This window comes from Brevibacillus panacihumi W25 (assembly GCF_000503775.1).
Lineage (GTDB): Bacteria > Bacillota > Bacilli > Brevibacillales > Brevibacillaceae > Brevibacillus > Brevibacillus panacihumi_A.
Genome location: NZ_KI629785.1, coordinates 388198 through 413301, shown reverse-complemented (window position 1 = coordinate 413301; position 25104 = coordinate 388198). Strand labels below are relative to the sequence as shown.

Sequence of the window (25104 nt, the reverse complement as noted above, 5' to 3'; positions counted from 1 at the left end):
GAATGCTGCTTGAGGCATCGCGGGGGAAACGTGGTTGGCAAGGTGGTATTACGAGACAGGAGTGTACATGATGAAAAAGAGTAACACACTGATGATGGGAACATTTGTCTTGGGGGCGGCATTGTTCGCTCAATCCGCCTGTGCCGAAGAAGCCGCGACAACCGCGACGCAAACAGAAACGCAAGCTGTAGTCCAAGAAGAAGCAACAGACTCACAAGCGACAGTTGAAGAAGAAGCTACTGAAGCGCAACAAACAGCACCAAAAGCACCTGAAGCTCCTGCAACCGTACAGGGCGGCTGGATTACGATGCCACAAGAAGATAACTACTTCATCTACTCTCCCAAAGCCAACGATCCAGCAGTGGCTCCGAATGGCTGGGTAACAGCACCAAAAGAAGACGAATTCCTGATTCTTACTCCAGCTCAAGCTGAGAACATCACTCAAAATGGCTGGGTTCTGATGCCGAAGGAAGATGAATACTACGTAGTAAGCCCTGCTGCTGCAGAAAACATCGCTCAACACGGCTGGATTACCATGCCGAAGGAAGATGAGTTCGTACTGGTGAAAAAACAAGACCAACCAGCAGTAGCACATGGTTGGGTAGCAGCTCCACTCGAAGATTCGGAAGGTGTAGTGATCAAGAACGATGCTTACCAAAATTCCGGAAGCCGCACCGGCTGGACTTGGACAGCCCCTAACAACGATTCCGATAAATAAGCATCAAAACGAAAAAGCGCGTTGCTCCTCGTGAGCAAGGCGTTTTTTCATGCGTGAAATGGCAAGCCTCCGCACAAACTAGACCAGAGAAAGGAAGGGAGGAAAAACGGATGGCAAAACGTCAAAATCCGCAAGAGGGAAAAGTTGCGAGTGCGGAGAATGCTTTGCAAGAAGAAGAAGGAGTAGCTGTTGTCCAGGAACAGATCGGCGACGTCTACAACATGGGAACGATCGATCAAGCGGAGCTCACAGAGGAAGAATAGGCAAGAGGCCAGTCCGAACAGGGCTGGTCTAAAAAATCATTAAAAAATATTTTATTGACATACAGGTGTTTATCGTTAAAAATACAAGAGGAATCAGAAAATTGAAAAAGGAGTGAGCGAATATGAAAGATCCTCGATTGGAGAAGTTAGCTCATTTGCTGGTCAACTACTCGGTTCGGGTCCAGCCAGGAGAGAACATCTTGATCAATGCAAAAGGAGAAGTGCCTGATTTGGTACAGGCACTGGTCAGCGAAATTTACAAAGCTCAAGGAAATCCCTACGTGCAACTCGTCGATCCTGTGATCAGCAGAGCAATTGCGATGAACTGCAATGAGACACAGTTGGCAGTCATGGCAGAGAACGAGAAGCAACTCATGGAGAAAATGGATGGCTATATTGGAATCAGGGCAGCGAGCAATATTAATGAAATGGCAGATGTTCCGGGGGAGAAGCTCAGCATGTACTCCCGACTGTACGAACGTCCGGTGATGGATATTCGCGTACCCAAAACCAAATGGGTGGTGCTCCGGTATCCCAATGCCTCGATGGCCCAACTTGCGAACATGTCTACAGCAGCATTTGAGGACTTTTATTTCCAAGTATGTACGATGGATTATGCCAAGATGGATGCAGCGATGGAAAGCCTGGTCACACTCATGAACCGGACAGATCGTGTTCGCATCACGGGTCCCGGTACGGACCTTTCCTTTTCGATCAAGGATATTCCGGCAGTCAAATGCTCGGGATTGCGCAATATTCCCGATGGAGAGGTGTATACAGCACCGGTAAGGGATTCAGTCAACGGTACGATCACCCATAACGCCCCTACACCTTATAATGGCTTCACGTTTGAAAACGTCTGTCTCACTTTTAAAGACGGCAAAATTGTCGACGCGACAGCGAATGATTCAGAACGCCTCAACCAGATCCTGGATATGGATGAAGGGGCACGATATATCGGAGAGTTTGCGATCGGGGTCAATCCCTACATCACGACCCCGATGAAAGACATCTTGTTTGACGAAAAGATTGATGGAAGCTTCCATTTTACGCCAGGCCAATGCTACGATACGGCGTACAACGGCAATCACTCATCTGTACACTGGGACATGGTCTCCATTCAACGTCCTGACTGGGGCGGTGGAGAAATTTGGTTTGACGATGTGCTGATTCGCAAGGATGGACGTTTTGTCTTGCCTGAGCTTGATGCACTCAATCCCGAGCAGTTAAAAGAATAGGCAGATTAGTCCCTGTACTGGTCCAGCCGTTCCTGAGCAAGAGAAAGACTCATGTCGACCTGGAAGAGCATATACAGATTGCTGGTCTTCAGCACCGTTCGCCGCGCTGAATGGTAGAGTACAGGCTTGGTATGCTTGATGACTGTCATGATCTCCACGACAGGGGGCACTACTTGTTTGATTCGCAGCAGGCTTTGCAAGTACCGCAAGAACTTTTGTACGGCTGCTTGCCCTTCTTCATCTGGAGTGGTATTGATCAGTTCGATAAATTCTCGGACAATCATCCGACGCGCTTCCAGAGGTTCATGCATGGTTGAGTGATTCACGTTTTATCCACCTCAAGGAATAGAATATGGGTCTTTCCTCCTGTACCCGCTCTGAGAGAAAAATAAACATAAGAATCAAAAAAAAACTCGACTCCATGAAAGTGGGGTCGAGTTTTTTTATGGTTCCCGGCGAGCGTATACGGCCTGCTGCTCCATCGGGATGCGGACCTTCAGCAGCAGCCAAGCATTTAACAGTGTGAATAGGATCGCCGTCGCATAAGCCTGGAAGGTAAGAGGCAATGCAAGCAGTTCGATGCCGACGACCAGATAATTGGGATGGCGAAGAAAGCGGTATGGACCCCGTCTGACGGGTTTCGATCCCGGCAAGACGAGGATGCGCGTATTCCAGTGTCGTCCCAGACTGATGATACACCAGTAACGCAAGAACTGAGCAAGCACGAACGAGGTAAAGGGGAATAGCCATCCGTTCGGAAGGAGGGGGACTTTTTGACCTGCCACTACCTCCCAGATCAAGCTGAGAAAGAAAAGCAGATGGAGGAGTACGATGTATTTGTAATGGTCTGAGCCGATTTCGTAGCCTCCAAGGGAGCGTATCAGCCGGGCATTTCGATTGGCCAGAATCAGCTCTCCTAAGCGTTGAAGCAGCACGACTCCCATGACCAGCCAAAAAAAGGCCATGTCTTTCACCTCGCTTCCAGCAAGAGAAGTTCAGAGCTGAAACCAGGCCCCAGGGCGGCAACCAGCCCTTTCTCTCCTGCATTCCATTGTCGTTCCAGGCTCTTTTCCAGCACGAATAATACGGTGGGAGAGGACATGTTGCCGAAGTCGTGCAAAACTTCTTCTGATAATCTCGTCGCCTCTGGGGAGAGACCCAAGGATTGCTGATAAGCCGTCAATACCTTGGCTCCGCCGGGATGAAAGATATAATGGTTCAAATCATGCAGGCTTGTTTCGAACGGGTCGAGGAAGTCTTCCACATTTTCTTTCATGGATTGCCGAATCAGAGTCGGAATGTCACGAGAAAACACCACCTTCAACCCTGGTTCGGTCACTTCCCAGCCCATCACATCGAGTGTATCGGGCCAGGTCGTGGTGCGGGAAGCACAGAAGTGCAGCTGAGGCGATGACGATCGTCGCTCGACGGCGTCACCTTCAACCAATACTGCTGCCGCTCCGTCTCCAAACAGGCAGGTAGCGACAAGATTGCTTTTGGACATGTCCTGGCGAATAAAAGTCAGCCCGCATAATTCCACGCTAACCAGGAGGATTCTGCGCTGTGGGTAGGCGCGGGCATATTCGCACGCCCGCGACAGTCCCATAGCGCCGCCTGCACAGCCCAAGCCCCATAAAGGGACACGGGTGATGTCCGGACGCAGTCCCAATCTGTTCACCAGTCGGGAATCTAGGCTCGGGGTAGCGATTCCAGTGCTGGAGACGAACATCAAGCAATCGATGGAGTCGGCTGTCAATCCCGCTTTTTCCAGACAAAGCGAAGAAGCTTCCCCTGCCAGCGCCTCCGCATGCTCGATGTACAAGCGGTTTTTTGCAGCGAATGCCTGGTCTTGGGCAAACCAGTCAAGCGGCATGCAAAAATGGCGTTTGCGGATTTGGCTTTGAGCAAAGACCCCGAGCAAACGATCAATATCCGGAAAGGCATCTTGAAAAAAATGACGTGCCAATGCCCTCGACTCTTCCTGGTGAACTACATGTGGCGGCACGACAGTCGCAACGGCTTCGATGCGGGGCATAAAACTCACTTCCCTATTTGGTAGGTATTCTCATTTTCCCCTACCCAGTAAATCCCATGCATGATGAGAGAAGAAGTAACAAACTATCGAAGGATTGCGATCCGGATGGTGATCATCCTGGATGCGTTATGAAGGGATGTGTGGGTTGGACATGAAAAAGCCTGGCGCTTGGCAAACGAGCAAGCATCAGGCTTTTGAGAATCAGGTCTGAAGAGAGGCTTCTTGCTTTGTCTCAACCCCGGTTACTGTTGCGGGGCCAGTCAAGGCTTTCTTTACGTTTCTATACTGGAACACTCCAGCGATGAAAAGCAGGACACCGATCAGGGAAAACCAGTACGCACCGCCGATATTGCGAAACGCGACAGCGCCGACAGAAGGACCCAATGTCCCTGTCACACCGTAGTTGAGACCGAATATGGAAAAATAGCGGCCGCGATATGCTTCGGGGGCGAGCAGGGAGATAGATTTCTGGATCTGTGGTCCATACAGCATCTCACCAATGGTAAACAGAACTTCAGCGATGATCAGCAGGACCAAGGTGGGTGCCCAACCGTATCCGAACCCGACACAGGCGAGAAAGCCGTAGGCGATGAGAATGACTTTGTGCGCGGGAAAACGATCCGCATATTTGGCGATGGCAAGTTGACAGCATACGACGAGGGCACCGTTGATGGTCATCAGGGTGGCAAACACCGTCAGGAAGTCGTCGAATTGAGTTCTCAGATGCTGCGGCAAAATAATCTCCACCTGGGAATACAACAAAGCAACCGGGATCGCTGCGATCGTCATCCAGATCAGCATAGGATGCTCGCTGATTTTCATGCGCGGAGCGTCATCTGCCTGTTTTTCCATTTTTTGCTCCGGATCACGCTTCTCTTTGGGCAAAGTTTCAGGTACTTTCCAAATAATCAGCATACAGTAAATGAGCAACATAAAAGAACAAAAACCAAAAGCGATGCCGGGATTCACCTTGTAGATTGCCACACCGATCAAAGGACCAGCGGCTGCCCCCAGATTGAGGGCTGTATGCAAAAGGGCAAAGACCTCGCTGCGTTTTTCCTCCGGCACGACATCAGTCACTTGAGCGCTAGCTGCTGGCCAGAACAAGGATGCTCCGATACCGTTCAAAATAGTCAAAGCAGCAAACGCATAGATGGATTCTGCCCAGATATAACCCGCCATGGAGACAGATTCAATCAGCAGCGCAGCGACCATCAAAGGCTTTCGACCGTATTTGTCCGACAGGCTGCCCGCAAACAGATTCGAGATCATGCCTGTCAAGGGATGCAGGCTAGTGACGAGGGCAGCGACTAACAGGTTTCCATCCATTTTGTCATAGAGATAGAAGGCAAGAAAGGGACGGAGCATGAAACCAGCAAACGTGGTAAGGACGGTCCCGATGAATCGAATCCAGATCGTCGGGTCATAGCGTGAGAGAATGGAATGGAACCATACCATTTAGAAAATTCCCTCTTTTCGATAGAAGTTTTTTTGTGGTAAGTATATACGACGGTAAGCAGAAAAGAAAGAGGGGAAATGAATTTGTAGTCACGTCGAAACGTCGATTTACTATGGTATTTGTCGAAGTTTGTAAAGGGCATTTACAAAAACTTAACAATACCTTAAATAAAAAAATACATATTTCGCCTTGTTTTTAAATTTACGTTCACAAGGATGTTCGATATAATCGTCTAGGTGCGATTTTTTCAAAGGAGTGAGTAGGAGACGTATGTTAAAATCAAAAAAGCACATCTTCTTCGATCTGTTTGAACAGCAGATTGCCACGGTGCACAAAGGAACTCATCTGTTTTACGAAATGGTAGGGAACTATCAGGACGTCGAAACAAAGGTAAAGGCAATTAAAGCTGTCGAAAAAGAAGGAGATGAAATCGTTCGGCAAATCATGAACGCTTTGAACTCCACTTTTATCACTCCGCTTGAGCGTGAAGATATTCATCAGCTTGCTCATACCATGGATTCGATGATTGACTACATCGATGGCGTAGCGGATCGGATGTATCTCTATCAGGTTCAACAGCCAGATCCCCGCGTTCTGGCACAGGCGAATATTTTGGTAAAATGTTCGGCCAAATTGATTGAGTTGATTCGGACCTTGCGCAAGCTCGATCATCAGGTGGTATCCAAAATCGCTCGGGAGATCAAGGATTTGGAGCATGAATCGGATTCCAACTACCGTAAAATGGTTTCTGATCTTTTGAATGCCCCGAATGCAGATCCGATCGAGGCGATCAAGCTGAAAGAGATCTACGACAAGCTTGAGGACTGTGCAGACTTTGCCGAGGATGTCTCCAACCTGGTAGAAGGGATTGTGTTAAAGAATGCTTGACCTTTCGCCAGACATGATTTTGCTCATTCTCGTTGTCGTCATGGCGCTTAGTTTTGATTTTATCAACGGCTTCCACGATACAGCGAATGCGATTGCAACCTCTGTCTCGACTCGTGCGTTAAGCCCGCGTACAGCGATCATCTTGGCTTCATCATTTAACTTGATTGGCGCTCTGACCTATACGGGAGTGGCAAAGACGATCGGGGGGAGCATCACCGACCCGTTCAAGCTGGAGAACGGATTGGTCGTGGTCCTGGCAGCATTGATTGCCGCTATTCTCTGGAATATCATCACCTGGTATTTTGGGATTCCGAGCTCTTCTTCCCATGCGATTATCGGCGGTGTCGCCGGGGCGGCGATAGGTGCAGCAGGCTTTGATTCGATTAATGCCGCAGGCTTCTTTGACATTGTACGAGCCTTGATTATCTCGCCAGTCGTTGCGTTCGTTGTCGGTTTTATCGTCATCAAGATTGTCTCGTTTATTGTCGCTAACACGGCGTATCATAAAACCAACCGCAATTTCCGCTTTATGCAGGTGTTGTCAGCCTCCTGGCAAGCATTCAGCCACGGAGCCAACGATGCGCAAAAAACGATGGGTGTCATTACTCTCGCGCTGCTTTCCGGAGGATTCTTGGTTCAGGAGCCAGGAGAATTCGCCATCCCGCTTTGGGTAAAATTTGCGGCGGCTATCGCCATGGCTTTGGGAACGGCATTTGGGGGTTGGCGCATCATCAAAACACTTGGCGGCAAGATCATGAAGATCAAGCCGATCAGCGGTTTCTCTGCTGACTTGTCGTCAGCATTGATTATTACCATCTTTACGGCTTTGAAGTTACCAGTAAGTACCACACACGTCATTACCTCGTCGATCCTCGGGGTAGGGGCATCACAAAAGGTCTCTGCGGTGAAATGGGGAGTAGCCGGAAGAATCGTCGTCACCTGGGTCATTACGCTTCCCATTACAGGATTGCTGGCAGCGGCTTGCTACGTCGTGCTTGACGTTTTCCTGTAAATCGGTCGATGAGCATACGAAAGACACCTTCAGGATTTTGCTTGCTGCAGGTGTCTTTTTTCTTTCTCCATTACTCTGTACCGGTGAAGCGTTCCCACCACCCCGCGCGCGGGCGGATTTCGACCAGCCGAATTGCGGATGTAGGGACGAAATCCAGAGAGCCGTCCGGTTTTTCCAGTAAAATGCCACTAGGTCCATAATCATACAGTTTTCCCTCCGTATAGGGAGTGGCTTCAGGTCCCAGCATGCCTGGGGCAAACTGAACGCGCACCTTGCGATTGAGAAAGCCTTCGAGCAAAGCATCCTCAGTCATCCTCGATCACTCCTTTCTCGTCCTACGTTTACAGACCAGTATTCCCTCCATTACAAGTATTCAGACAAGGCTGTGAATAGACTTCGACTCAGTGGCAGGAAGGCTGCAACGTCAAAAAAATCCGCCTTCCCTTTTGGGAAAAGCGGATCTGAAAGAAGTATTTATTCGACGGAGTTGTGGGTGTGTTTGCCTTGTTTGCTCTTCCATCCAAACACAATCAGCAAGATAACACCGATTGCAATCAAAAGCAAGCTGATAAGCTGGGCTACACGCAACGTGTCTGCGATCAAGAGACTGTCTGTACGCATGCCCTCGATAAAGAAACGGCCGATCGAATACAGGATCATATAGCTGAACAGCACCTGGCCGTCGAATTTTTTCCAAAAGTAGAGCATGAGAAGCAGAATGGCAAACACGAGCAGATTCCACAGGGATTCATATAAAAAAGTCGGATGGTAGTACTGTCCGTGGATGTACATCTGGTCGCGAATAAAGGCCGGGAAATGAGACATAAACTGTTCGCTGGCTAGATCCCCATGCGCCTCTCGGTTAATGAAATTCCCCCAACGTCCGATTGCTTGACCCAAAATCACGCTGGGAATCATCGCATCGCCAATGCGCAAGAATGGAAGATTGTGTTTGCGGACGTACCAAGCACCTGCCAGAACTCCGCCAATCAACCCGCCATGTATTGCCAAACCGCCTTCCCATACGTAAAAGATGCTGAGCAGATTGTCCTTGTACTGATCCCATTCAAATATGACGTAGTACGCGCGAGCGCAAATAATGGCTGCAGGAATAATCATTACGACCATATTCAAGACATGGTCTGCATCGATGCCCGACTTCTTGGCATTGTGACGGGCAAGATACGTTCCAAGCAAAAAGGCAAGCCCCATTATGATTCCATACCAGTGGATCTTGATGGGGCCGATTGCAATAGCTACCGGATCAATCATCATTTTTCCTCCTTGACCTGAAAAACATCTGTGGACAGTATAGCACAGATAGGAGGACGGTTTCCAACAGATTGACCCCGAATGGCAAGACTTTCAATCACGCAAAAAAGTGAGGATAGGATCAAGGGAAACTTGACGGGTCGGAGCAGAAATTTCCGCAAACAAATCTCCTACCTGCGTTAATCGTTCGGGCACGTTACGGACGGTATAGTGGGTTGGATGTGCAGTCGGAACTTCCTCCCAGCGCAAGGGGGTAGATACGGTTGCCTGTTCCTTCGCCCGCGTTGAATACGGGGCGGTCAGCGTTTTCCCCCGCCAATGCTGCAGATAGTCAATATAAAGCTTGTTGCCGCGATTTTTGACAAGGCGTTCAATTGTCAGCATGGATGGATGCTTTTCAACCAGATAAGAAGCGATAAAATGGCCCACTTTCCGCGTTTGTTCAAAAGTATACCGACGTTCAATCGGTACGTAAATTTGCAGTCCGCTTGCGCCTGAGGTTTTGACACAGGACGGCAAGCCGAGTTCATCCAGCAGTTTTTTGAGCAGCAGAGCAGATTCAATCACGACAGAAAAATCCGGGGTGGAAGGATCGAGATCGAACACCAATTCAGTCGGAATTTCATCAGTTGCCAAATGAAAGGAAACGTGAAACTCCAGTGTGGCCTGATTGGCCATCCAAATTAATGTCGCTTCGTCATTGCACAGCGTGTAACGGGTGTTCTCCCACTCGTGTGTGACAATCCAGTCGGGTGCGTAGTCAGGCGTATTCTTTTGATAAAAGTGCTTGTCACCGACCCCGTGAGGATAGCGGATGACGGTAAGCAGCCGATCACGGGTATAGGCTAGCATCGGCTGGGCAACCTGCAGCAGATATTGAATGTAATCGAGCTTGGTTACCCCAGCTTCGGGCCAAAGTGGCTTGTCCGGATTACTGATCGGAACCGTATGCCCATTTAATAGCAACTCGTACTGCGGTACGACAAGGCTCATATGACACCTTCTTTTTTCAAAAGGTTGCCCTCAGAGTCAATCCAGGTATGCAGGCAAGAATGATGCATATTATTCCAGTCTAACAAGCATAATACAGGTAGATTTTGGCTGGTTGGTGAAAAGATGGGTAAATGGACGGAACAGCAAAAGACCCCCTTGGCAGACAGATCCCTTGAAGTATGTGATCTGATTGAACTGGAAGGGGTGCCGATCTCGCTTGAGCTGGAAGACAATACTAGCTTTTTGGAGCGTATGTTTTCCGATAGCTCTGATTTTGTTTTACGAAAATTTCAGTTAAAAAACAGTGTCCACGCCATCGCCATTTTTGTCGATGGGTTGATCAGTACGAATGAAGTAAATGAGGCTTTAAAAACCTTGATGGTTCTTGAGGATGGAAGCGATCAGATCGGAGTCATTGAAGAGGCGTTGCTCCCGGTCTCGCAAATATCCAGGGTCCAAGACTATAAAGGGCTGCTGCAAGCGGTGTTGTCTGGGGATACGGGCATCATCGTAGAAGGAAATCGGGAAGCGCTTACGCTGGGGATTCGCGGTGCGGATACACGATCGGTCAATGAACCGGAGGGCGAGGCTGTCGTTCGTGGTCCGCGCGAAGGCTTCATCGAAAATATTCGGACGAATACCTCCATGGTACGGCGAAAGTTAAAGACTCCTCGGTTGAAAATGAAGTCATTGGTCGTCGGGCGAAAATCAAACACCAATATCGTCGTTGCTTTCCTAGATGGAGTCGCAAATTCAGAGTTGGTAGATGAAGTCACCCATCGCATCAGTCGGATTGAAATCGATGCCGTACTAGAGAGTGGATATGTTGAATCGTTAATTCAGGACAATGAATATTCTCCGTTTCCGCAAGTGATGTATACCGAGCGCCCCGATACTGTTGCCGCCGCGCTGTTGGAGGGGCGTGTCGCCATTTTTGTGGACGGGAGCCCGATGGTACTGCTCGTCCCGACTACCTTTTGGATGATGTTGCAGGCAAGCGAGGACTATTACGAACGATTTCAAATGGCGACCGTGGTACGCTGGCTGCGCTATATGTTTTTGCTCATTTCCCTTATGACACCCGCGTTGTATGTCGCGGTTACCACGTTTCATCAACACATGCTTCCGACTACGCTGCTGCTGAGCATTGCAGCAGCGCGTGAAGCGATTCCATTTCCCGCCATTGTGGAGGCCTTGATCATGGAGATCGCCTTCGAGGCATTGCGCGAAGCAGGTGTTCGTCTCCCCAAGACCGTGGGACAAGCAGTCAGTATTTTGGGTGCTTTGGTCGTGGGCCAGGCAGCCGTTGAAGCAGGGATTGTCTCTGCTCCTATGGTCATCGTCGTGTCGATTACTGGGATTGCTTCCTTTACCGCTCCTCATTTTAACGCAGCCATTACCATACGCTTGCTACGATTCCCGTTGATGATTATCGCATCACTGCTCGGTATTTATGGCATATTGATTGGACTTTTGGTCATCGTAGGACATATGGCCAGCCTCCGTTCCTTTGGCATACCCTATCTCTCTCCCGTGGCTCCGATGTCAGTCGGCGATCTGAAGGATGTTCTGATCCGAGCCCCGTGGACTGAGTTGGAAAATCGCCCCTCCTTTCTCGGGGTCGAGCAGGCAAGACGGATCGGACCAGAATTTCTGCAAAAATACCATCGTGCTGAGGAAGAATCGCAGAACAAGGAAGCGAAAGAAAGAGAGCGTTATGATGAATAACAGAAGAAATCGGAAGGGACTTACACGGTATTGTCTGCTTGTCTCGATCGTAAGCATTCTGCTGAGCGGATGTTGGGATCGGCGGGAAGTCAATGATATTGCCATCGTCATCGCGATGTCGGTGGATAAGGAAGAGGATGGCAAGTATCGCCTTGGTGTACAAATTCCGCTAGTCAGTAGTATGGGCTCTCTTTCCGGCGGTGGAGGGGGAACAAGCGGAAATGAAAGCTTCTATGTAGACTCTGCTGTAGGGAAAACCTTGCATGAAGCCAGGGCCATTCTGCAAACTCGGATGTCGCGCATCCTGTATTTCGCTCACTATCGAGTCGTCGTCATCGGGAGCGAAGTAGCAAGATCCGGGTTTAGCAAACCGTTCGACATCATTTCAAGATATCCAGAGAACCGTCTGACTTCCTATGTGGTGATGACGAAGGGAAAAGCGATCGATCTGCTGAATGCACACCCTCATTTTGAACGTTTTTCCGGCGAAGCAATTCGAGAGCTGATAAAAGCAGTTACGATTCCGGTTTCGATCAAGGACATGGCTCAGATGAACATTACTCCCGGGATCGATACGTTCTTGCCAGTATTCGATCCGGTAAATACGCAGCCTAAAGGTGATTCGAAAGAGATCGAAGGAACGGGGATTGCTGTCTTTCGAGGTGACAAGCTGATCAAAATCTATAAACGTTCTGAGGTTGCCGGAATCCGGTGGTTTCAAAGTTACTTCAATCCTTTTTCCTTTGTTATCGAAATGGATGACAGTGGTCCTATCAGCGCGATGGTTCTCAAGGGTCATGCAGTAGTAAAGCCGATGATAAGACAAGGACGGATCCATTTCGATATTCAACTATACGCTTCGGTTTTTATACCTGAAACCTTGTCGCCGCTTGATTTCAATGACAAAAGCACCTTCAACGAGGTGGAACGAAGGCTTGCAGAAAAGATCACGAAAAAAGTGGACTTTATTTTGAATGAGAGTAAAAAGCATCGGGTAGATCCGACTGGTTTGGGGCTAACCTTTGCTAAGAGATACCCGAAATTATGGGAGCAAAAATATAAGAAGAGATGGGAGAAAGAGCTTCCTCATATCACCTTTCAGATCCACAGCAAAGTCCAGGTCACCAATATCGGACAAACCACAAACAGCTTGATGAAAGAGGGATTATGATGGATAAGCTCTTTCAAATTGTATTTGGATGTGCTCTGCTCATCATGTTTTTCCGGTATCACCAGAAAAAAAAACGGTGGGACCCATCTCAGCGAAGGATCGTTGGCTTGATCTATTTGCTGACGCTCCTGATCCTGATTGCTTCCTTGTTTCCAAACGTTCAACTGATGCCGGTCAATTACATCAATGATTATTTCTCACCTCAAATGATGATGTGGGTGAAACAGAGTTAGGAGGAGGTGGGCAGAATGCTTCAAAGGCACGTGATCAACCATCGACAAGTTGCTTGGCTGGTAGGCGGGGTATTGATGACAGGCGGCATGATTGGTCTCTACCAGTCGGTCGTTCGTGTATCCAGAGTAGATGCTTGGTCCTTCCAGATCATCCCTATCATTTATGCCGTCCTCATCGCCTATGTCTTATTTGAATTGGGCCATGCTTTTCCAGGGAAAAACCTTTTCGAGATTCTTTTCCTGGTATGCGGAAAATGGGTAGGTGGGTTCATCAACCTGATCTTGCTGCTGTATATATGGATGATCTTGGTCATCGACGTGAAGGGTTTGTCCTATTTCATACAGGCAAGCCTATTGCCGCAGACACCGTTGGAAGTCATTCTGCTGGTTTTTGTCCTGCTAATGATGTCCTATTCTACTTTAGAGGTAACGGCCCGTGTCAATGAGATCTTTTTTCCTATGAATGTAATCTCGTCGTTTCTGATGCTCTGTCTTCTCATCAACGAGTACGATGCACAGCGCCTTGACCCCATTCTGAGCACTTCGCTAAAAGGAATCTTCTTCGGCAATTACATGACTATGGGGATGTTCGGAGACGTTCTGTTTTTTGGTGCTTTTCTTCCGGTGTTCATTCAGCCTCGGTTATTTTTTGCAGGAATCAAGCACGGGGTCATGATCGTAGGATTTACCACGAGTCTTGTCATGCTTGCCCTCCTTACGGTAATGGGGCATATCATTGCAAGCCGTCTAAATTACCCCGTCCTGGCACTTGTCCAACAAATCCATGTGACGGACTTTCTGGATCGGGTTGACATTTTTCTACTCAGCATATGGTTTCCTTCCTTTGCAATCAAGGTCATTGTTGCCTTTCTCGCCTTATTGACGGGGATCGGCAGCTTCGCAGGAGGAACCCAACATAAACCGTTTATTCCGTCTCTAGGTCTATTTCTGATCATTACAGCCCTGCTCTCTTTTCCGCAAGTGGAAGATGTAGAGAGGTTCGTCGGTTACAGCTTTACCAGTGTGGTTCTCATCATCCAAGTTCCGCTTCTGCTTTTTCTATGGATCAGAGCAAGGATAGAACGTAGACGAACTGGCAATATAAAGAGTGATTTTCCCCCTGGAACCCGCTATTCCCAATTTTACGGGACAATGGAATGGACCTCCAACCTGTCGATTTTAGGGTGTCTCCTGACGGTATTGGTCGGGAAATGGTGTTTTGAGCAGTCGATGGTTGTATCGCAATATGTGGCAGTAATTGTGATGGTTCTGCTTGCCATCGCGCTCGTTACGAGCTATCTGCAGATGCAAACCGTCAACCGATACTTGCACAAGACGGGAAGGAAAAAATTTGGGACACATACGTAGGTATGAAAAAACAACTGATTAGCAATATAAAACTGTTCAGAGGAAATTTGACTAAAATAGATCCAAAAAAGGACGGGCATACATGGACTTAAACCTGGTTGTTCCATTTGAACCGATAAGCACTGACGCATTTCCTGATGGTCCCGGATGGGTAAGCCAAGTAAAGTGGGATGGTGTCCGTATTCTTACCTACTTCGATGGTCACGAAAGTAGGCTCTTTAACCGAAGAAAAAATGAGCGGACTCTCCATTATCCGGAAATCACCGATGTGTACACCTACTGTAACGCAGATTCGGTGATATTGGATGGTGAAGTGATCGCTCTCGGATCGGATGGAAAACCCTCTTTCTACGAAGTCATGCGAAGAGACGGAATTCGACGAATGGAAAAAGTGCCTCAGATTCAAAAAGCAGTCCCGATTACATACATGGTCTTTGACGTATTGTATGTGAATAAGCAATGGGTAACTTCTTACTCGTTAAAGGAGCGGCAGGAACTACTTAACACAATCATCATTCCGAATAACCATGTTCAACTCGTCGAGAATTTTGATAACGCGAAAAGCTTGTACCAAGTCATTAAAACCCAAGGAATGGAAGGAGTGATCATGAAAGACCTGTCGAGCACTTACTTGATTAACGGAAAAGATCCGCGTTGGAGGAAGAAAAAATTTTATCGAGATATCATTGCTGTAGTTGGCGGGGTTACTCTCAGAAATAACATAGTGAATTCAATACTTCTAGGTCTCTTCGATAACAGTGGTTGCTTCTGGTATATCGGGCATGCAGGGACAGGAAGACTGACGCAAAGTGACTGGCGAAAGCTAACGGAACGGATTAGACCACTCGTACAACAAAATATGCCATTTGTTAATAAACCACCGCGAACTGCTGATACACTGTGGCTTCAACCAGAAATCACTGCAAAGATACAATATGCCGATTGGATAGATGGACATTCACTAAGACAACCAAGCATACAAGGATTTGTAGACGTCCCTGCTGACCAATGTGTTCTGGAGCTACCCAAATAGCTATTCGGTAAGGGAATGATTTGCAAAGTGAATCGGATCCAAGCGCCATTAAAGGGAAGACTACATTTCCTCGCTTACCAAATGACTGTTTCAATAAGTTCCGGATGAGCCCGCGCCTCCGGGATGCTTGGGAGGATCGACAGTCTCTCCCTCCGAAGCCTTTCTGGTTTCAAATAAATCGGATGCCCCTGCTGCGTGAGTACCAATAACTTCCAATTGTTTATTATCCACTCGCTGTTTGTTTTTGTTCGTCATCGCAGATTTCTCCTTGTATTAGAAAATGTAGACTACATGTAGTTTGTCTCACAGATGGGTTTCTAGTCGCTAGACTTTTACCCTTGCGTCTTCGGCACGGGCGGCACGACATCGCTCTTTCGCGACCGGCGGTTCTCCAGGTTCATTTTTCGCTGCAGGGCACCGAGCAATATGTCGGCAATAATGGCGAGCAGGGCGGCTGGTATAGCGCCCGCATAAATGCGCAACGAGTTCTGGTTGTTGATGCCTGCGTAAATTTCCCTGCCAAGTCCTTCGCCTCCGACGAGTGGGGCGATGGCAGCAACGCCTACGGCAATCACGGCGGCGATCCGAATCCCCGATACGATATAGGTGATGGAAAGGGGAAGACGGACTTGGAACAGCATCTGGATGCTGCTCATGCCGACTCCCCGGCCGGCCTCCACATAGCTGGGATGGACCTGTGTCAGGCCGACATATGTGTTGCGGACGACCGGATTAAGCGAATAGAGGAACAAACCGACCGTGACAGTGGTCGAACCAAGGCCCAGCCAAAGCATCAGCAAGACCAGCATGGCCAGGCTCGGGATTACCTGCAGCAGATTCGTCAAAGCGAGAATGATGCGGGCGAATGCCTTGCTCCGACTGCACAGAATGCCAAGCGGTATCCCTACGACAATGGCAAGTCCGACACCAATGAGCACCATGACGATGTGTTGGAAGAAATACTCCCACAGCATCGCCTGATTGCGCGAGATGTATCCGATAAAATCAGCGAACGTTAATGGGGGCTGATTCATGTACTTTTCACTCCTTCAAAAGGCCGACTTTTTTTAAATAAGCCAGTGCTACCTCTCGCTCACTCTTCTTCTCGATATCCACCTGATAGTTCAAATCAATCATCGTGTCAACGTCCAGTGTTCCGATCAACACGGAGAGCGCGGCTTCGACCTCCGGGTATTTTTCGTATCCTTGCGCATAACCGTCGATGCGTCAAAAGGCGGGAAGAAATGCTTGTCGTCTTCAAGCGTGATGAGATTGTAGGCTTTCAAACGGGAGTCAGTCGAATAAGCGAGCACGATGTCTACTTGCTTGTTCGCGACAGCAGAGTATACGAGTGCAAGCTCCATCGGGAAGGTCGAGCCGAACGTAAAGCCGTAATGCTTGGTAAAGGCTGGATAGCCGTCGGTAGGGCGCTCCAGCCATGTCGTATCGACGCCAAGACGCATGCTGTCAGCATCCGGTGCCACATCTGATATTTTCGTATAGCCTCTCTGGTCTGCGACCTCCTTGCGAACCGAGAAGGCATAGGTGTTCTCGAAACCGAGCGGATCGAACCATTTGAAGCCAAAGTACCGGTCGAACCCTTCTTTGGCTTGCTGCAGCACGGCTTCGCGATCCCTTGTGTCTTCGATCGGAAAGTGATTGTTGAAAATTTCACCGCTGTACAGGGTAGCGACGTCGAGATCGCCTCGCTTCATGGCAGAAACAACGAGCGGGCTTGATGCGAGATCCGGAATAACTACTGCATCGGCATCAGAGTGTTCCTCGATAAGCGCGCGGTACATCTCTGCGAGTATTTTCGCTTCAGTGAAGGTCTGGGCCCCAATGACGATTCTTTCGTTCTTACCGCAGCCGGATAGCGCGATGACTAGGCTCAGCAGGCATATAGCAACAATTGCGACTTTCCCGTTTTGCAAAAGTTTCATACTTCCGCACCTCCCATCCGGCCGAATTTGCCGGGGAGCCATTTCTCCAGTTGACCAAGCAACCAGTCAACGATGAAAGCCAGGATGACGGCTCCTAACGCTCCGGAGAATACAAGCTCGGGCTTATTGACACCCATACCCGAGATGATAAGCTGACCGATGCCACCGGCTCCGATCAGTGCCGCCAGCGTTGCCCAACTAATGATATAGACCGTCGTAATCCGAATGCCGGACATGATATACGGCAGTGACAAGGGGAGTTGAATGGTCAATATGCGTTGCATGGTACTGTACCCCATGCCTCTTGCCGATTCAAGCACATGGCGGTCCACGGCTTGGAAGCCATCGTACGTATTGCGTAGTATCGGCATGATTGAATATAGCAAAAGGGCAAGTATGGCCGGCTTGATACCGATGCCGAGCAGTGGTATAAGAACGGCAAGCAGTGCAAGGCTGGGCACCGTCTGCATCAGATTTGCGATGAAAAAGATTATCGTATTGAGCCATCGGATACGGTTATACACGAGCGCGATGCCGAGGGGTATTGCGATGAGACTGCCAAGCAAGATGGAGGAAAACGAAATGACGAGATGCTCGCGCAGCGCGGTCAATAAATCCGGCATGCGCAACTGAAGGAAGCTCCATATATCGGTCATTCGTTATCCCCCTGTTCAGCGTCGACGCTTTCGGTTATTGTCGGGTAAACTTCGGCCAGATGGCGGACGACGCTGCCCCTTGTAATCAGCCCGATCAATCTATTCTTGTCGTCCACGACGGCAAGGTTGGACAGTTGATGCCAATTTAGCAATTCGACAGCCTGCGGAAGCGGGGTACCGGAGGAGATTCTGTGCAGCACCGGTTTCATCACATCGCCCACAGTCATGTTCTCTTCACCGTATTGATCAAGGACGTTGAAAATCGAGACGATGCCCTTCAAATTTCTTTTGTGGTCTGTGACGAACAAGGTATCGACGCGGCGACGCTCCATGATCGCGATCGATTCCGCAAGCCCCCGGTTCGGATAGACAGTGACCGGTTGACGGACCATAACCTCGTCGACGGTCGGCACATCGTACGTGTTTTCCGGAACCAGCCTCTGTTGGCCGATAAAGGAGCGGACAAAATCATCGGCCGGGTAGCGCAGGATACGCTCAGGTGTATCGCTCTGAACAACCGAGCCTGCCCTCATAATCACGATCCGGTCGGCAATCTTCAGTGCTTCATCCATATCATGCGTAACGAAAACAATTGTTTTGTGCAATTCCTGCTGAAGCCGGATGACGTCGTCCTGAAGCTGCTCGCGGCTGATCGGATCCAGTGCACTGAACGGTTCATCCATTAAGATGATGTCCGGGTCGGCCGCCAGTGCGCGGATAACGCCGATACGTTGCTGCTGGCCACCGCTCAGCTCCGAAGGATAACGATCGCGATACGTTTCTGGCGACAGGCCGACCATCTCCATCAGTTCGTCGACCCGCTTACTTATCCGGTCTTTCTCCCATTTCTTCAGATGGGGCACGACGGCTACATTTCGGCCGATCGTCATGTGCGGGAACAACCCGATGCTTTGAATGACATAACCGATATTCCGTCTCAGCTTGACCGGATCGATGCTTCCGATATTCTCTTCATTAATAAGAATCGTACCGTTTGTCGGTGTGATAAGACGATTAATTAATTTCATGGTTGTAGATTTCCCGCAGCCGCTTGGCCCGATCAAGACGGTAATTTCACCCTTGCGAAAGGTAAGATTAATATCTTTAAGGGCATGGAAGCCATCGGAGTATATTTGTTTACATTTTTCATTTCAATCATCTAGCTGGTCCCCGTTCATAGTTGCTGGAGCTATCGACGAATATCTACATGTTAATATGAACTAAAACGAGAATTTGAATCAGGCACGGGTAAGAAAGTAAGCGACACTCGACGAAAGCTCTTTTATTTGACAACCAGGGGTTTCTAACCTATATTGGTCATGCCTGATTTCAAAAGGAGCACACTTTTCCTTACTTTTTGGTTGATTATGTATAATTAAGGAGGGTATACTACAAATAAGAAATGACAAGGTGTCTACATGTTCTTCGTTTCGAATGGGCTATAGCAGGTTGAGTGAATTCTGACATTCGTGGTACGTCCACCACACCTTCGTTTCGTCGGAAATCATTCTCTGCTATGGCCCCTCGACTTGTAACGCCTTTGTTTGCCTTATTAATCCGCTTTGGGAAAGAAGGAATTATCTTGCCTTTTATTCGATTTAAAGGGTTTGAATCCGATTTTCTGCACGGTATTTCTCCCGTCATCAGCGAAGAATTCGCGCGACTTGCTGAAGTAGCGCCAGAAAAAGTGAAGCTGGAATCACTCCAGGTAGAAGCCATAACCAACAGCCCGTTATCGGTTGAAATTTACATGTTTGCAAGGGATCAGGAGAAGCATGATGCGATCGCTTCGATGATCCACCACATTCTTGCAGAACGCGGTTTTCCCCACACACACATCTTTTTTGTTTTGCTATCTCCTTCTCTCTATTATAAAGAAGGGCTTCCATTGCAAAGCATATCTTCATCGAGCGGCAGATAAAGCCAGAAAAAATCCTTCCCGTACATCGTCGGAAGGATTTTCTTTTTTTCAAAGGGAAAAAACGGGTAACCTATAAGGGTGCCACTGGAAAGTGATACTCACGCCAAAAGATTGCTGTCATGCAACATATTTTCCTGCTCCCTATACTCATGAAGGGGACTAAAACTGTTTCTGTAGACCCACATGATTCCAGTCTGTTACGATGAAGGTCGCTACAGAAAACGTGGCTCTTGCCACAAGTAGGTTGGAGTATGCCAGAGGTGATGACGGGTGGATGTGTATACAAATTTAAAGCAAGGAGAACGCGGGGCGTGGATTAGTATTTTTGCGTACGTGTTCTGTTCTATATTAAAAATAGGCGTTGCGATCTTGACTGGCTCCGCTGCCCTGATGGCGGATGGTTTGAACAATACGACGGACGTCGTTGCCTCCGTAGCAGTCCTGATCGGGTTGCGCATTTCCCGCAAACCGCGCGATCGGGATCATCCGTACGGGCATTTTCGGGCAGAGACGATCGCTGCACTTGTCGCTTCCTTTATTATGCTGTACGTAGGGATAGATGTGATTACAGGAGCGATTCCCTCGATGTTCAACCCCGATCCTGTCGCTCCCGGGATGATTGCAGGCTACACAGCCTTGGCTACCTCTGTGATCATGTTTGGGGTATACCGCTACAACCTGAAACTAGCACAGAAAATTAACAGCCAGGCGTTGAGGGCTGCAGCGCAGGACAATCGCTCCGATGCCCTGGTGAGTATCGGTACGTTCATCGGGATTGCCGGCGCACAATTTCAATTGCAATGGCTGGACCCTTTGGCAGCAGTCGTCGTCGGAGTCCTCATCATCAAAACGGGGTGGGAAATCTTCCGAGAGACTGTCCACCGCTTGACAGATGGCTTCGAGGAGTCCAAGCTGGAAGATTTGCGCTCTACCATCGCCGACATCAATGGAGTGGAAAGAATCAGCGATATTAAGGCCCGGTACCACGGAAGCAGCGTGCTGGTAGATGTCGTGGTCCACGTCGATCCTGAGCTGAACGTGGTCGAAAGCCATACGATTACCGAAGAAATTGAAGACCGGATGAGACGTGATCATAAGATTTACGATGTACACATCCATATTGAACCGGAACATGAAAGGGCCCGAGAATAGAGTCTCGGGCTTTTTTGTGCCTGTATAAAGGGAAACCTAGTCTGCTTTCTTTTTGCGGCGCAAGGTTTTGGTGGTGCCCGAAGTGGTTCCCGTCGCAGCAGCAGGTGGATTCGCAGGGGCTGCCGGGGCAGTTCGACGTGTCCCTGCTTTTTTCGGTTTTGTCTTTGGCTTTTCTGGAGTTGGGTCTGGCGCCATTTTGACTGGTGCGGCAGCCTCTCCACCCGTCGCTGCCAGACTTTCTTTCAGCGCTTGCATCAAATCGATGACGTTCGCACGAGGTGCTGCCGGAGAAGTGGCGATTTCTTTGCCCTCCAGCTTCTTCTCGATCATAGCTTGCAATTGGCTGCGGTATTCATCCGTATACTTAGCAGGATCGAATGGAGTCGTCATGTTATTGATCAGTTCGCTCGCCATTTTCAACTCATTTTCGGCCAGCTCCACATTTGCTTCAGGCAAAGCGGGGACCTGGCCCACGGATCGAACCTCATCCGGATAATAGATCGTCTCCAGCATGATGCAGTGTTCGTATAGACGGATCACCGCCAGGCTTTGCCGGTTTCGCATGGTAACCTGGGCAACCGCGATCTTGCCCGTTTGCTCCATAGCAGCTCGAAGCAGTGAATACGCCTTTTCGCCTGTCTCCTGCGGGGAGAGGAAGTAGCTTTTATCGAAGTATACGGGATCGATCTCCTTCAGATCCACAAAGTCCAGAATCTCGATCGCGCGGCGTGTTTCCGGCGTGATGGCTTCGAGATCTGAATCTTCGACGATGACAAAATGCCCTTTTTCGTATTCGAAGCCTCTGACGATATCTGCAGCTTCTACTTCCGTATTGCAGTGCGGACACATTTTAGCGTACTTGATTGGAGTATGGCATTCCTTGTGCAGCTGGCGAAAACGGATGTCGCGTTCTTCGGTCGCCGTAAACATCCGAATCGGGATATTCACCAGCCCGAAGCTGATCGAGCCCTTCCATACCGTGTGCATCTAATCCCTCCTGATGAAGCGTATATACCGCTAGTATCCGCAGAAAACAGACAGAATCGGGAGGGAAATGAAGGACGCAAACAAAAAGCCAGCCGCGTTTGAAGTGACGCTGGCTGGCCTCTACATTTTTTTATTGTCCGTGCTTTATGATGTCCGACTGGTCGGCCGCAGACTGCATCTCGCGTGCGCGCTCCACCCCGGCCCCCGTGCGATCTGCCTCGGATTGGGCTTTGGAAGCTTCGAGCTTTTGCTTGGACGGTTGTTTTTCTGCCATGTGCGAATCCTCCCTTTCTACGCTGTATGTAGTATGTCGACTAAATAGCAAAAAAATACCTCATCGCTAAATGACGATGAGGCAGGCGTTCAACTTCTGCCCCATACAGGGCAGAGGCGGCACGGCATGCTCCTATCAGACACAACGTGCGCAAAAGTGAACACCTTTCAATTATGGGAGAGGAGAAACCGGAGGAAGAGCTTATGGGGAAACGTAAGTCTTCTCCGCGGTTGTCAGCGACAATAATGCGTCGCTATCCATATTCCTTTCCATTTCTTGCAACAGCTATACATCAGGAAAGCATTTTTTGCGCATCTGAAAATTTTACGGGCCCAGTGCTGATGTGATAGTATGAAATCATTCTTGAGACAGAATACATAAATCGTTGACAGGTGGAAAATATGCGCGTTATCGCAGGCGAACACAGAGGACGAAGACTGGCGGCAGTTCCTGGAAAAGGGACGCGTCCGACAACAGACAAGGTAAAAGAATCCATATTCAACATGATCGGTCCCTACTTCGATGGGGGCTGGGCATTGGATTTGTATGCGGGCACGGGAGGACTCGGGATCGAGGCTTTGAGCAGAGGAGCTGAGCGTGCGGTCTTTGTAGAAAGGGATGCAAAGGCTTATTCGGTTGTACAACAAAATCTGGCATCGTGCCGATTGGAAAATCAGGCCGAATTGTACAAAATAGACGCCAGCCGTGCGCTGAGGGCTTTGGCCAAGCGTGAATTAGCCTTTGATCTGGTGTTTCTCGACCCGCCCTATGCACATCAAAAGATTGCGGCAGAAATCGAGCTGCTGCAAGAATTGCATCTGCTTGCTGACAGTGCCTGGATCGTGGCGGAGCATGACGTGGGGATCACGTTGCCGCAAGAGGTGGGCGATTGCATCCAATATCGTGCAGCTATCTATGGAGACACGGCTGTCACCTTGTACGTATACGAGCCAGAGAAGGATACGGAGGCCGAAGAATCGGCTACATAAGGGAGGCGTAGTTGGTCATGGTTATCGCAGTTTGCTCGGGAAGCTTTGATCCCGTTACGTATGGACATCTGGACATCATTGCGCGCAGCGCGAGAATTTTTGACAAGGTGATCGTAGCAGTCCTGATCAATTCCAAGAAAAAATCCCTGTTCAGCGTCGAGGAGCGCGTAGAGCTGCTTCGGCAGGCGACGGCAGGGATGGAGAATGTCGAGATCGATTCCTTCGAGGGGTTGCTGATCGAGTACATGCAAAAGCGCGGAGCCCGTGTCATTGTTCGCGGCTTGCGTGCCGTTTCTGATTTTGAGTACGAGATGCAGGTTGCCTCTATTAATAAAAAACTGGATGAAGAGGTAGAAACCTTTTTCATGATGACGAATAACAAGTACTCCTACCTCAGCTCCAGTATCGTCAAGGAAGTGGCAAGCTACAAGGCTAGTGTCAGCGACCTGGTGCCGCCAGTTGTGGAAAAAGCCCTGAAAGAAAAATTGGGTCAATAACCGTTCTCAGCGGGTTTTAAGCGTCTGCAGATAGCCGGCCACGAGGGACCCCAGCACCAGGAGTCCTCCGCCGATCAACATCAGCAGACCGGAGTAGACCAAAGCATCCCACCAGTTGGACAGTGTCAGCTCCGATTGATTGGGCAAGAAAACCGGCACGCTTTTTTCCTGCAGCCAGGCCATGGAGGTCAGCGGTTTCCAGAGGATTACCGTGAGGATCGCAGCCAGCAACGCGTGCAGGGAGCGGGCGATCAGATACGGCATGACGCGGATGTCGGTCGCGCTGAGGATGCTTGCCACCTGTGCGTGGACGCTCAAGCCTCCCCAGGAGAGAACGGCACTGGCGATCGCAGCTTTCCATACGATCGGAACAGCGGCTGGAGCATCGCTTGCTGCCTGTGCTCCGAGTGTGACCTCGAACAGACCGGACACGATCGCTTGAGACAATGAGGGCGGCACACCGAAGGGGCCGAGTATGATCGCAAGAAGTCTGGTAATGAATGCGGTCAATTCAATAGCCTGGAACAACTGAATGAGAACCGAAAAGACAATGATGAACCCACCAATCATAAACAGGGTGTTCAATGCAGATTGGACGGCATCGCCCATGAGTTTGCCGAAGGGACGACGATCACGCAGACGTGCCCGGTGCATCGCCTGAAGCGCTCGATAGGGCAGAGAACTCGTGGTTTTATCGAGCGGCTTGCTGATCGAAGCTGTAGGCGCATACATGCGGAACAGAATCCCCAAGAGAATGGCGGATAGATAGTGAGTCAGCGACAGAATGATTCCCATCTGCTCACTATGAAAAAATCCAATGGCGACTGCGCCCATTACAAATAAAGGATCTCCGGTAGTGGTAAAGGAGACGAGACGTTCGCCTTCCGCTTTTGTCAGGCTGCCTTGTTCGCGCAGGCTGGTGGTCAGCTTGGCGGCGACCGGATAACCGGAGGAGAAGCCCATTGCCAGCACAAAACCGCCTGTGCCGGGCACGTTGAACAACGGGCGCATCAAAGGCTCCAGAAGGACGCCGAAGAAGTGAACGACACCAAGACCCATCAAGATCTCCGAAAGAACGATAAACGGCAAGGTAGAAGGGAAGACGACTTCCCACCAGATTTTCAGGCCGCGGACCGCAGCTTCGAATGAGATTTGGGAATGAGCCACCAACATCAAGACCAGGGCAATAGTCGAGAAGGCAAGTAACAGGGTTAGTACGGGAGAGTGACGTGACATGGAATCCTCCTGAACAAGCAACAGTAGTACATGTCTAC

Annotated in this window: 28 protein-coding genes and 1 pseudogene; 14 read left to right on the top strand and 15 right to left on the bottom strand. The window is 49.4% G+C overall.

From position 1 onward, the window contains the following. Positions 1–67: 67 nt before the first annotated feature. From T458_RS56085 to T458_RS42910, 3 genes are all read left to right on the top strand, one after another. Positions 68–718, top strand: coding sequence for a hypothetical protein (locus tag T458_RS56085; protein WP_171819387.1), 651 nt, complete (start codon positions 68–70; stop codon positions 716–718). A gap of 110 nt (positions 719–828) precedes the next feature. Continuing rightward, complete coding sequence (locus T458_RS56960) at positions 829–981, top strand: DUF4025 domain-containing protein (protein WP_023557251.1); 153 nt, start codon at positions 829–831, stop codon at positions 979–981. Between the two features lie 122 nt (positions 982–1103). Further along, on the top strand, positions 1104–2219 hold the full coding sequence (locus T458_RS42910; RefSeq protein ID WP_023557250.1) for an aminopeptidase: 1116 nt from the start codon (positions 1104–1106) through the stop codon (positions 2217–2219). Positions 2220–2224: 5 nt separating this feature from the next. Here the strand turns inward: T458_RS42910 and T458_RS42905 are convergent, their stop codons facing one another. The 4 genes from T458_RS42905 to T458_RS42890 form a co-directional block, all read right to left on the bottom strand. Beyond that, positions 2225–2545 (bottom strand): hypothetical protein, encoded by a 321-nt coding sequence (locus tag T458_RS42905; protein ID WP_023557249.1) that lies wholly within the window; start codon positions 2543–2545, stop codon positions 2225–2227. Positions 2546–2662: 117 nt separating this feature from the next. Beyond that, positions 2663–3184: an isoprenylcysteine carboxyl methyltransferase family protein gene (locus tag T458_RS42900; protein WP_023557248.1), complete on the bottom strand. Its 522-nt coding sequence runs from the start codon at positions 3182–3184 to the stop codon at positions 2663–2665. 5 nt (positions 3185–3189) lie between these two features. Next, complete coding sequence (locus tag T458_RS42895; RefSeq protein WP_023557247.1) at positions 3190–4254, bottom strand: type III polyketide synthase; 1065 nt, start codon at positions 4252–4254, stop codon at positions 3190–3192. A 201-nt stretch (positions 4255–4455) separates the two neighbouring features. After that, positions 4456–5712 (bottom strand): MDR family MFS transporter, encoded by a 1257-nt coding sequence (locus tag T458_RS42890; protein WP_023557245.1) that lies wholly within the window; start codon positions 5710–5712, stop codon positions 4456–4458. A gap of 271 nt (positions 5713–5983) precedes the next feature. Between T458_RS42890 and T458_RS42885 the strand changes: the two genes are divergently transcribed. Together T458_RS42885 and T458_RS42880 are read left to right on the top strand one after the other, a co-directional pair. Next, positions 5984–6601, top strand: coding sequence for a DUF47 domain-containing protein (locus tag T458_RS42885; protein WP_023557244.1), 618 nt, complete (start codon positions 5984–5986; stop codon positions 6599–6601). Further along, entirely contained in the window at positions 6594–7613 is a 1020-nt protein-coding gene (locus tag T458_RS42880) for an inorganic phosphate transporter (protein WP_023557243.1), read from the top strand. The genes T458_RS42885 and T458_RS42880 overlap by 8 nt, the downstream gene beginning before the upstream one ends. A 70-nt stretch (positions 7614–7683) precedes the next feature. Here the strand turns inward: T458_RS42880 and T458_RS42875 are convergent, their stop codons facing one another. The 3 genes from T458_RS42875 to ligD all read right to left on the bottom strand — a co-directional run bounded on the left by T458_RS42875 (position 7684) and on the right by ligD (position 9878). Next, the gene (locus tag T458_RS42875; protein WP_023557242.1) at positions 7684–7926 is read right to left on the bottom strand and encodes a hypothetical protein; all 243 of its coding nucleotides are present in this window, start codon (positions 7924–7926) and stop codon (positions 7684–7686) included. A 161-nt stretch (positions 7927–8087) separates the two neighbouring features. After that, positions 8088–8885 carry a prolipoprotein diacylglyceryl transferase gene (gene lgt, locus T458_RS42870; protein ID WP_023557241.1) on the bottom strand — a complete coding sequence of 266 codons (798 nt, stop codon included), beginning with the start codon at positions 8883–8885 and terminating at the stop codon, positions 8088–8090. 93 nt (positions 8886–8978) lie between these two features. After that, entirely contained in the window at positions 8979–9878 is a 900-nt protein-coding gene (ligD, locus tag T458_RS42865; RefSeq protein ID WP_023557240.1) for a non-homologous end-joining DNA ligase, read from the bottom strand. 123 nt (positions 9879–10001) lie between these two features. Between ligD and T458_RS42860 the strand changes: the two genes are divergently transcribed. The 5 genes from T458_RS42860 (at position 10002) to T458_RS42840 (ending at position 15411) form a co-directional block, all read left to right on the top strand. Next, on the top strand, positions 10002–11606 hold the full coding sequence (locus T458_RS42860) for a spore germination protein (RefSeq protein WP_023557239.1): 1605 nt from the start codon (positions 10002–10004) through the stop codon (positions 11604–11606). Then, entirely contained in the window at positions 11599–12777 is a 1179-nt protein-coding gene (locus tag T458_RS42855; protein ID WP_023557238.1) for a Ger(x)C family spore germination protein, read from the top strand. Before T458_RS42860 ends, T458_RS42855 begins: the two co-directional genes overlap by 8 nt. Continuing rightward, positions 12777–13010, top strand: coding sequence for a hypothetical protein (locus tag T458_RS42850; RefSeq protein ID WP_023557237.1), 234 nt, complete (start codon positions 12777–12779; stop codon positions 13008–13010). The genes T458_RS42855 and T458_RS42850 overlap by 1 nt, the downstream gene beginning before the upstream one ends. A 15-nt stretch (positions 13011–13025) precedes the next feature. Continuing rightward, on the top strand, positions 13026–14378 hold the full coding sequence (locus T458_RS42845; RefSeq protein WP_023557236.1) for a GerAB/ArcD/ProY family transporter: 1353 nt from the start codon (positions 13026–13028) through the stop codon (positions 14376–14378). 82 nt (positions 14379–14460) lie between these two features. Then, positions 14461–15411 (top strand): ATP-dependent DNA ligase, encoded by a 951-nt coding sequence (locus T458_RS42840; protein ID WP_023557235.1) that lies wholly within the window; start codon positions 14461–14463, stop codon positions 15409–15411. Between the two features lie 90 nt (positions 15412–15501). Here T458_RS42840 and T458_RS57230 read toward each other — a convergent pair whose 3' ends face one another. The 5 genes and pseudogenes from T458_RS57230 to T458_RS42820 form a co-directional block, all read right to left on the bottom strand. Then, the gene (locus T458_RS57230) at positions 15502–15666 is read right to left on the bottom strand and encodes a hypothetical protein (RefSeq protein ID WP_023557234.1); all 165 of its coding nucleotides are present in this window, start codon (positions 15664–15666) and stop codon (positions 15502–15504) included. 77 nt (positions 15667–15743) lie between these two features. Next, positions 15744–16445, bottom strand: a complete 702-nt coding sequence (locus T458_RS42835; protein WP_023557233.1) for an ABC transporter permease — start codon at positions 16443–16445, stop codon at positions 15744–15746. Positions 16446–16452: 7 nt separating this feature from the next. Then, positions 16453–17213: pseudogene (locus T458_RS42830) on the bottom strand (glycine betaine ABC transporter substrate-binding protein). Between the two features lie 137 nt (positions 17214–17350). Next, a complete protein-coding gene (locus tag T458_RS42825) occupies positions 17351–18010 on the bottom strand; it encodes an ABC transporter permease (RefSeq protein ID WP_023557232.1) in 660 nt (219 codons plus the stop codon). Then, positions 18007–19110, bottom strand: coding sequence for an ABC transporter ATP-binding protein (locus T458_RS42820; RefSeq protein ID WP_290367280.1), 1104 nt, complete (start codon positions 19108–19110; stop codon positions 18007–18009). The genes T458_RS42825 and T458_RS42820 overlap by 4 nt, the downstream gene beginning before the upstream one ends. 482 nt (positions 19111–19592) lie before the next feature. On the opposite strand from T458_RS42820, the gene T458_RS42815 reads away from it, so the two are divergent. Together T458_RS42815 and T458_RS42810 are read left to right on the top strand one after the other, a co-directional pair. After that, the gene (locus T458_RS42815; protein ID WP_023557231.1) at positions 19593–19931 is read left to right on the top strand and encodes a DUF1904 family protein; all 339 of its coding nucleotides are present in this window, start codon (positions 19593–19595) and stop codon (positions 19929–19931) included. A gap of 270 nt (positions 19932–20201) precedes the next feature. Next, a complete protein-coding gene (locus T458_RS42810; protein WP_023557230.1) occupies positions 20202–21083 on the top strand; it encodes a cation diffusion facilitator family transporter in 882 nt (293 codons plus the stop codon). 36 nt (positions 21084–21119) lie between these two features. Here T458_RS42810 and T458_RS42805 read toward each other — a convergent pair whose 3' ends face one another. Together T458_RS42805 and T458_RS57225 are read right to left on the bottom strand one after the other, a co-directional pair. Beyond that, positions 21120–22070 (bottom strand): non-homologous end joining protein Ku, encoded by a 951-nt coding sequence (locus T458_RS42805; protein ID WP_023557229.1) that lies wholly within the window; start codon positions 22068–22070, stop codon positions 21120–21122. Between the two features lie 130 nt (positions 22071–22200). Beyond that, the gene (locus T458_RS57225; RefSeq protein ID WP_023557228.1) at positions 22201–22344 is read right to left on the bottom strand and encodes a hypothetical protein; all 144 of its coding nucleotides are present in this window, start codon (positions 22342–22344) and stop codon (positions 22201–22203) included. A 401-nt stretch (positions 22345–22745) separates the two neighbouring features. On the opposite strand from T458_RS57225, the gene rsmD reads away from it, so the two are divergent. Further along, a complete protein-coding gene (rsmD, locus tag T458_RS42800) occupies positions 22746–23333 on the top strand; it encodes a 16S rRNA (guanine(966)-N(2))-methyltransferase RsmD (RefSeq protein WP_023557227.1) in 588 nt (195 codons plus the stop codon). Positions 23334–23350: 17 nt separating this feature from the next. Then, positions 23351–23830 (top strand): pantetheine-phosphate adenylyltransferase, encoded by a 480-nt coding sequence (gene coaD, locus T458_RS42795; protein ID WP_023557226.1) that lies wholly within the window; start codon positions 23351–23353, stop codon positions 23828–23830. A 6-nt stretch (positions 23831–23836) separates the two neighbouring features. Here the strand turns inward: coaD and ylbJ are convergent, their stop codons facing one another. Next, positions 23837–25066, bottom strand: coding sequence for a sporulation integral membrane protein YlbJ (ylbJ, locus tag T458_RS42790; RefSeq protein ID WP_023557225.1), 1230 nt, complete (start codon positions 25064–25066; stop codon positions 23837–23839). Positions 25067–25104 lie beyond the last annotated feature (38 nt).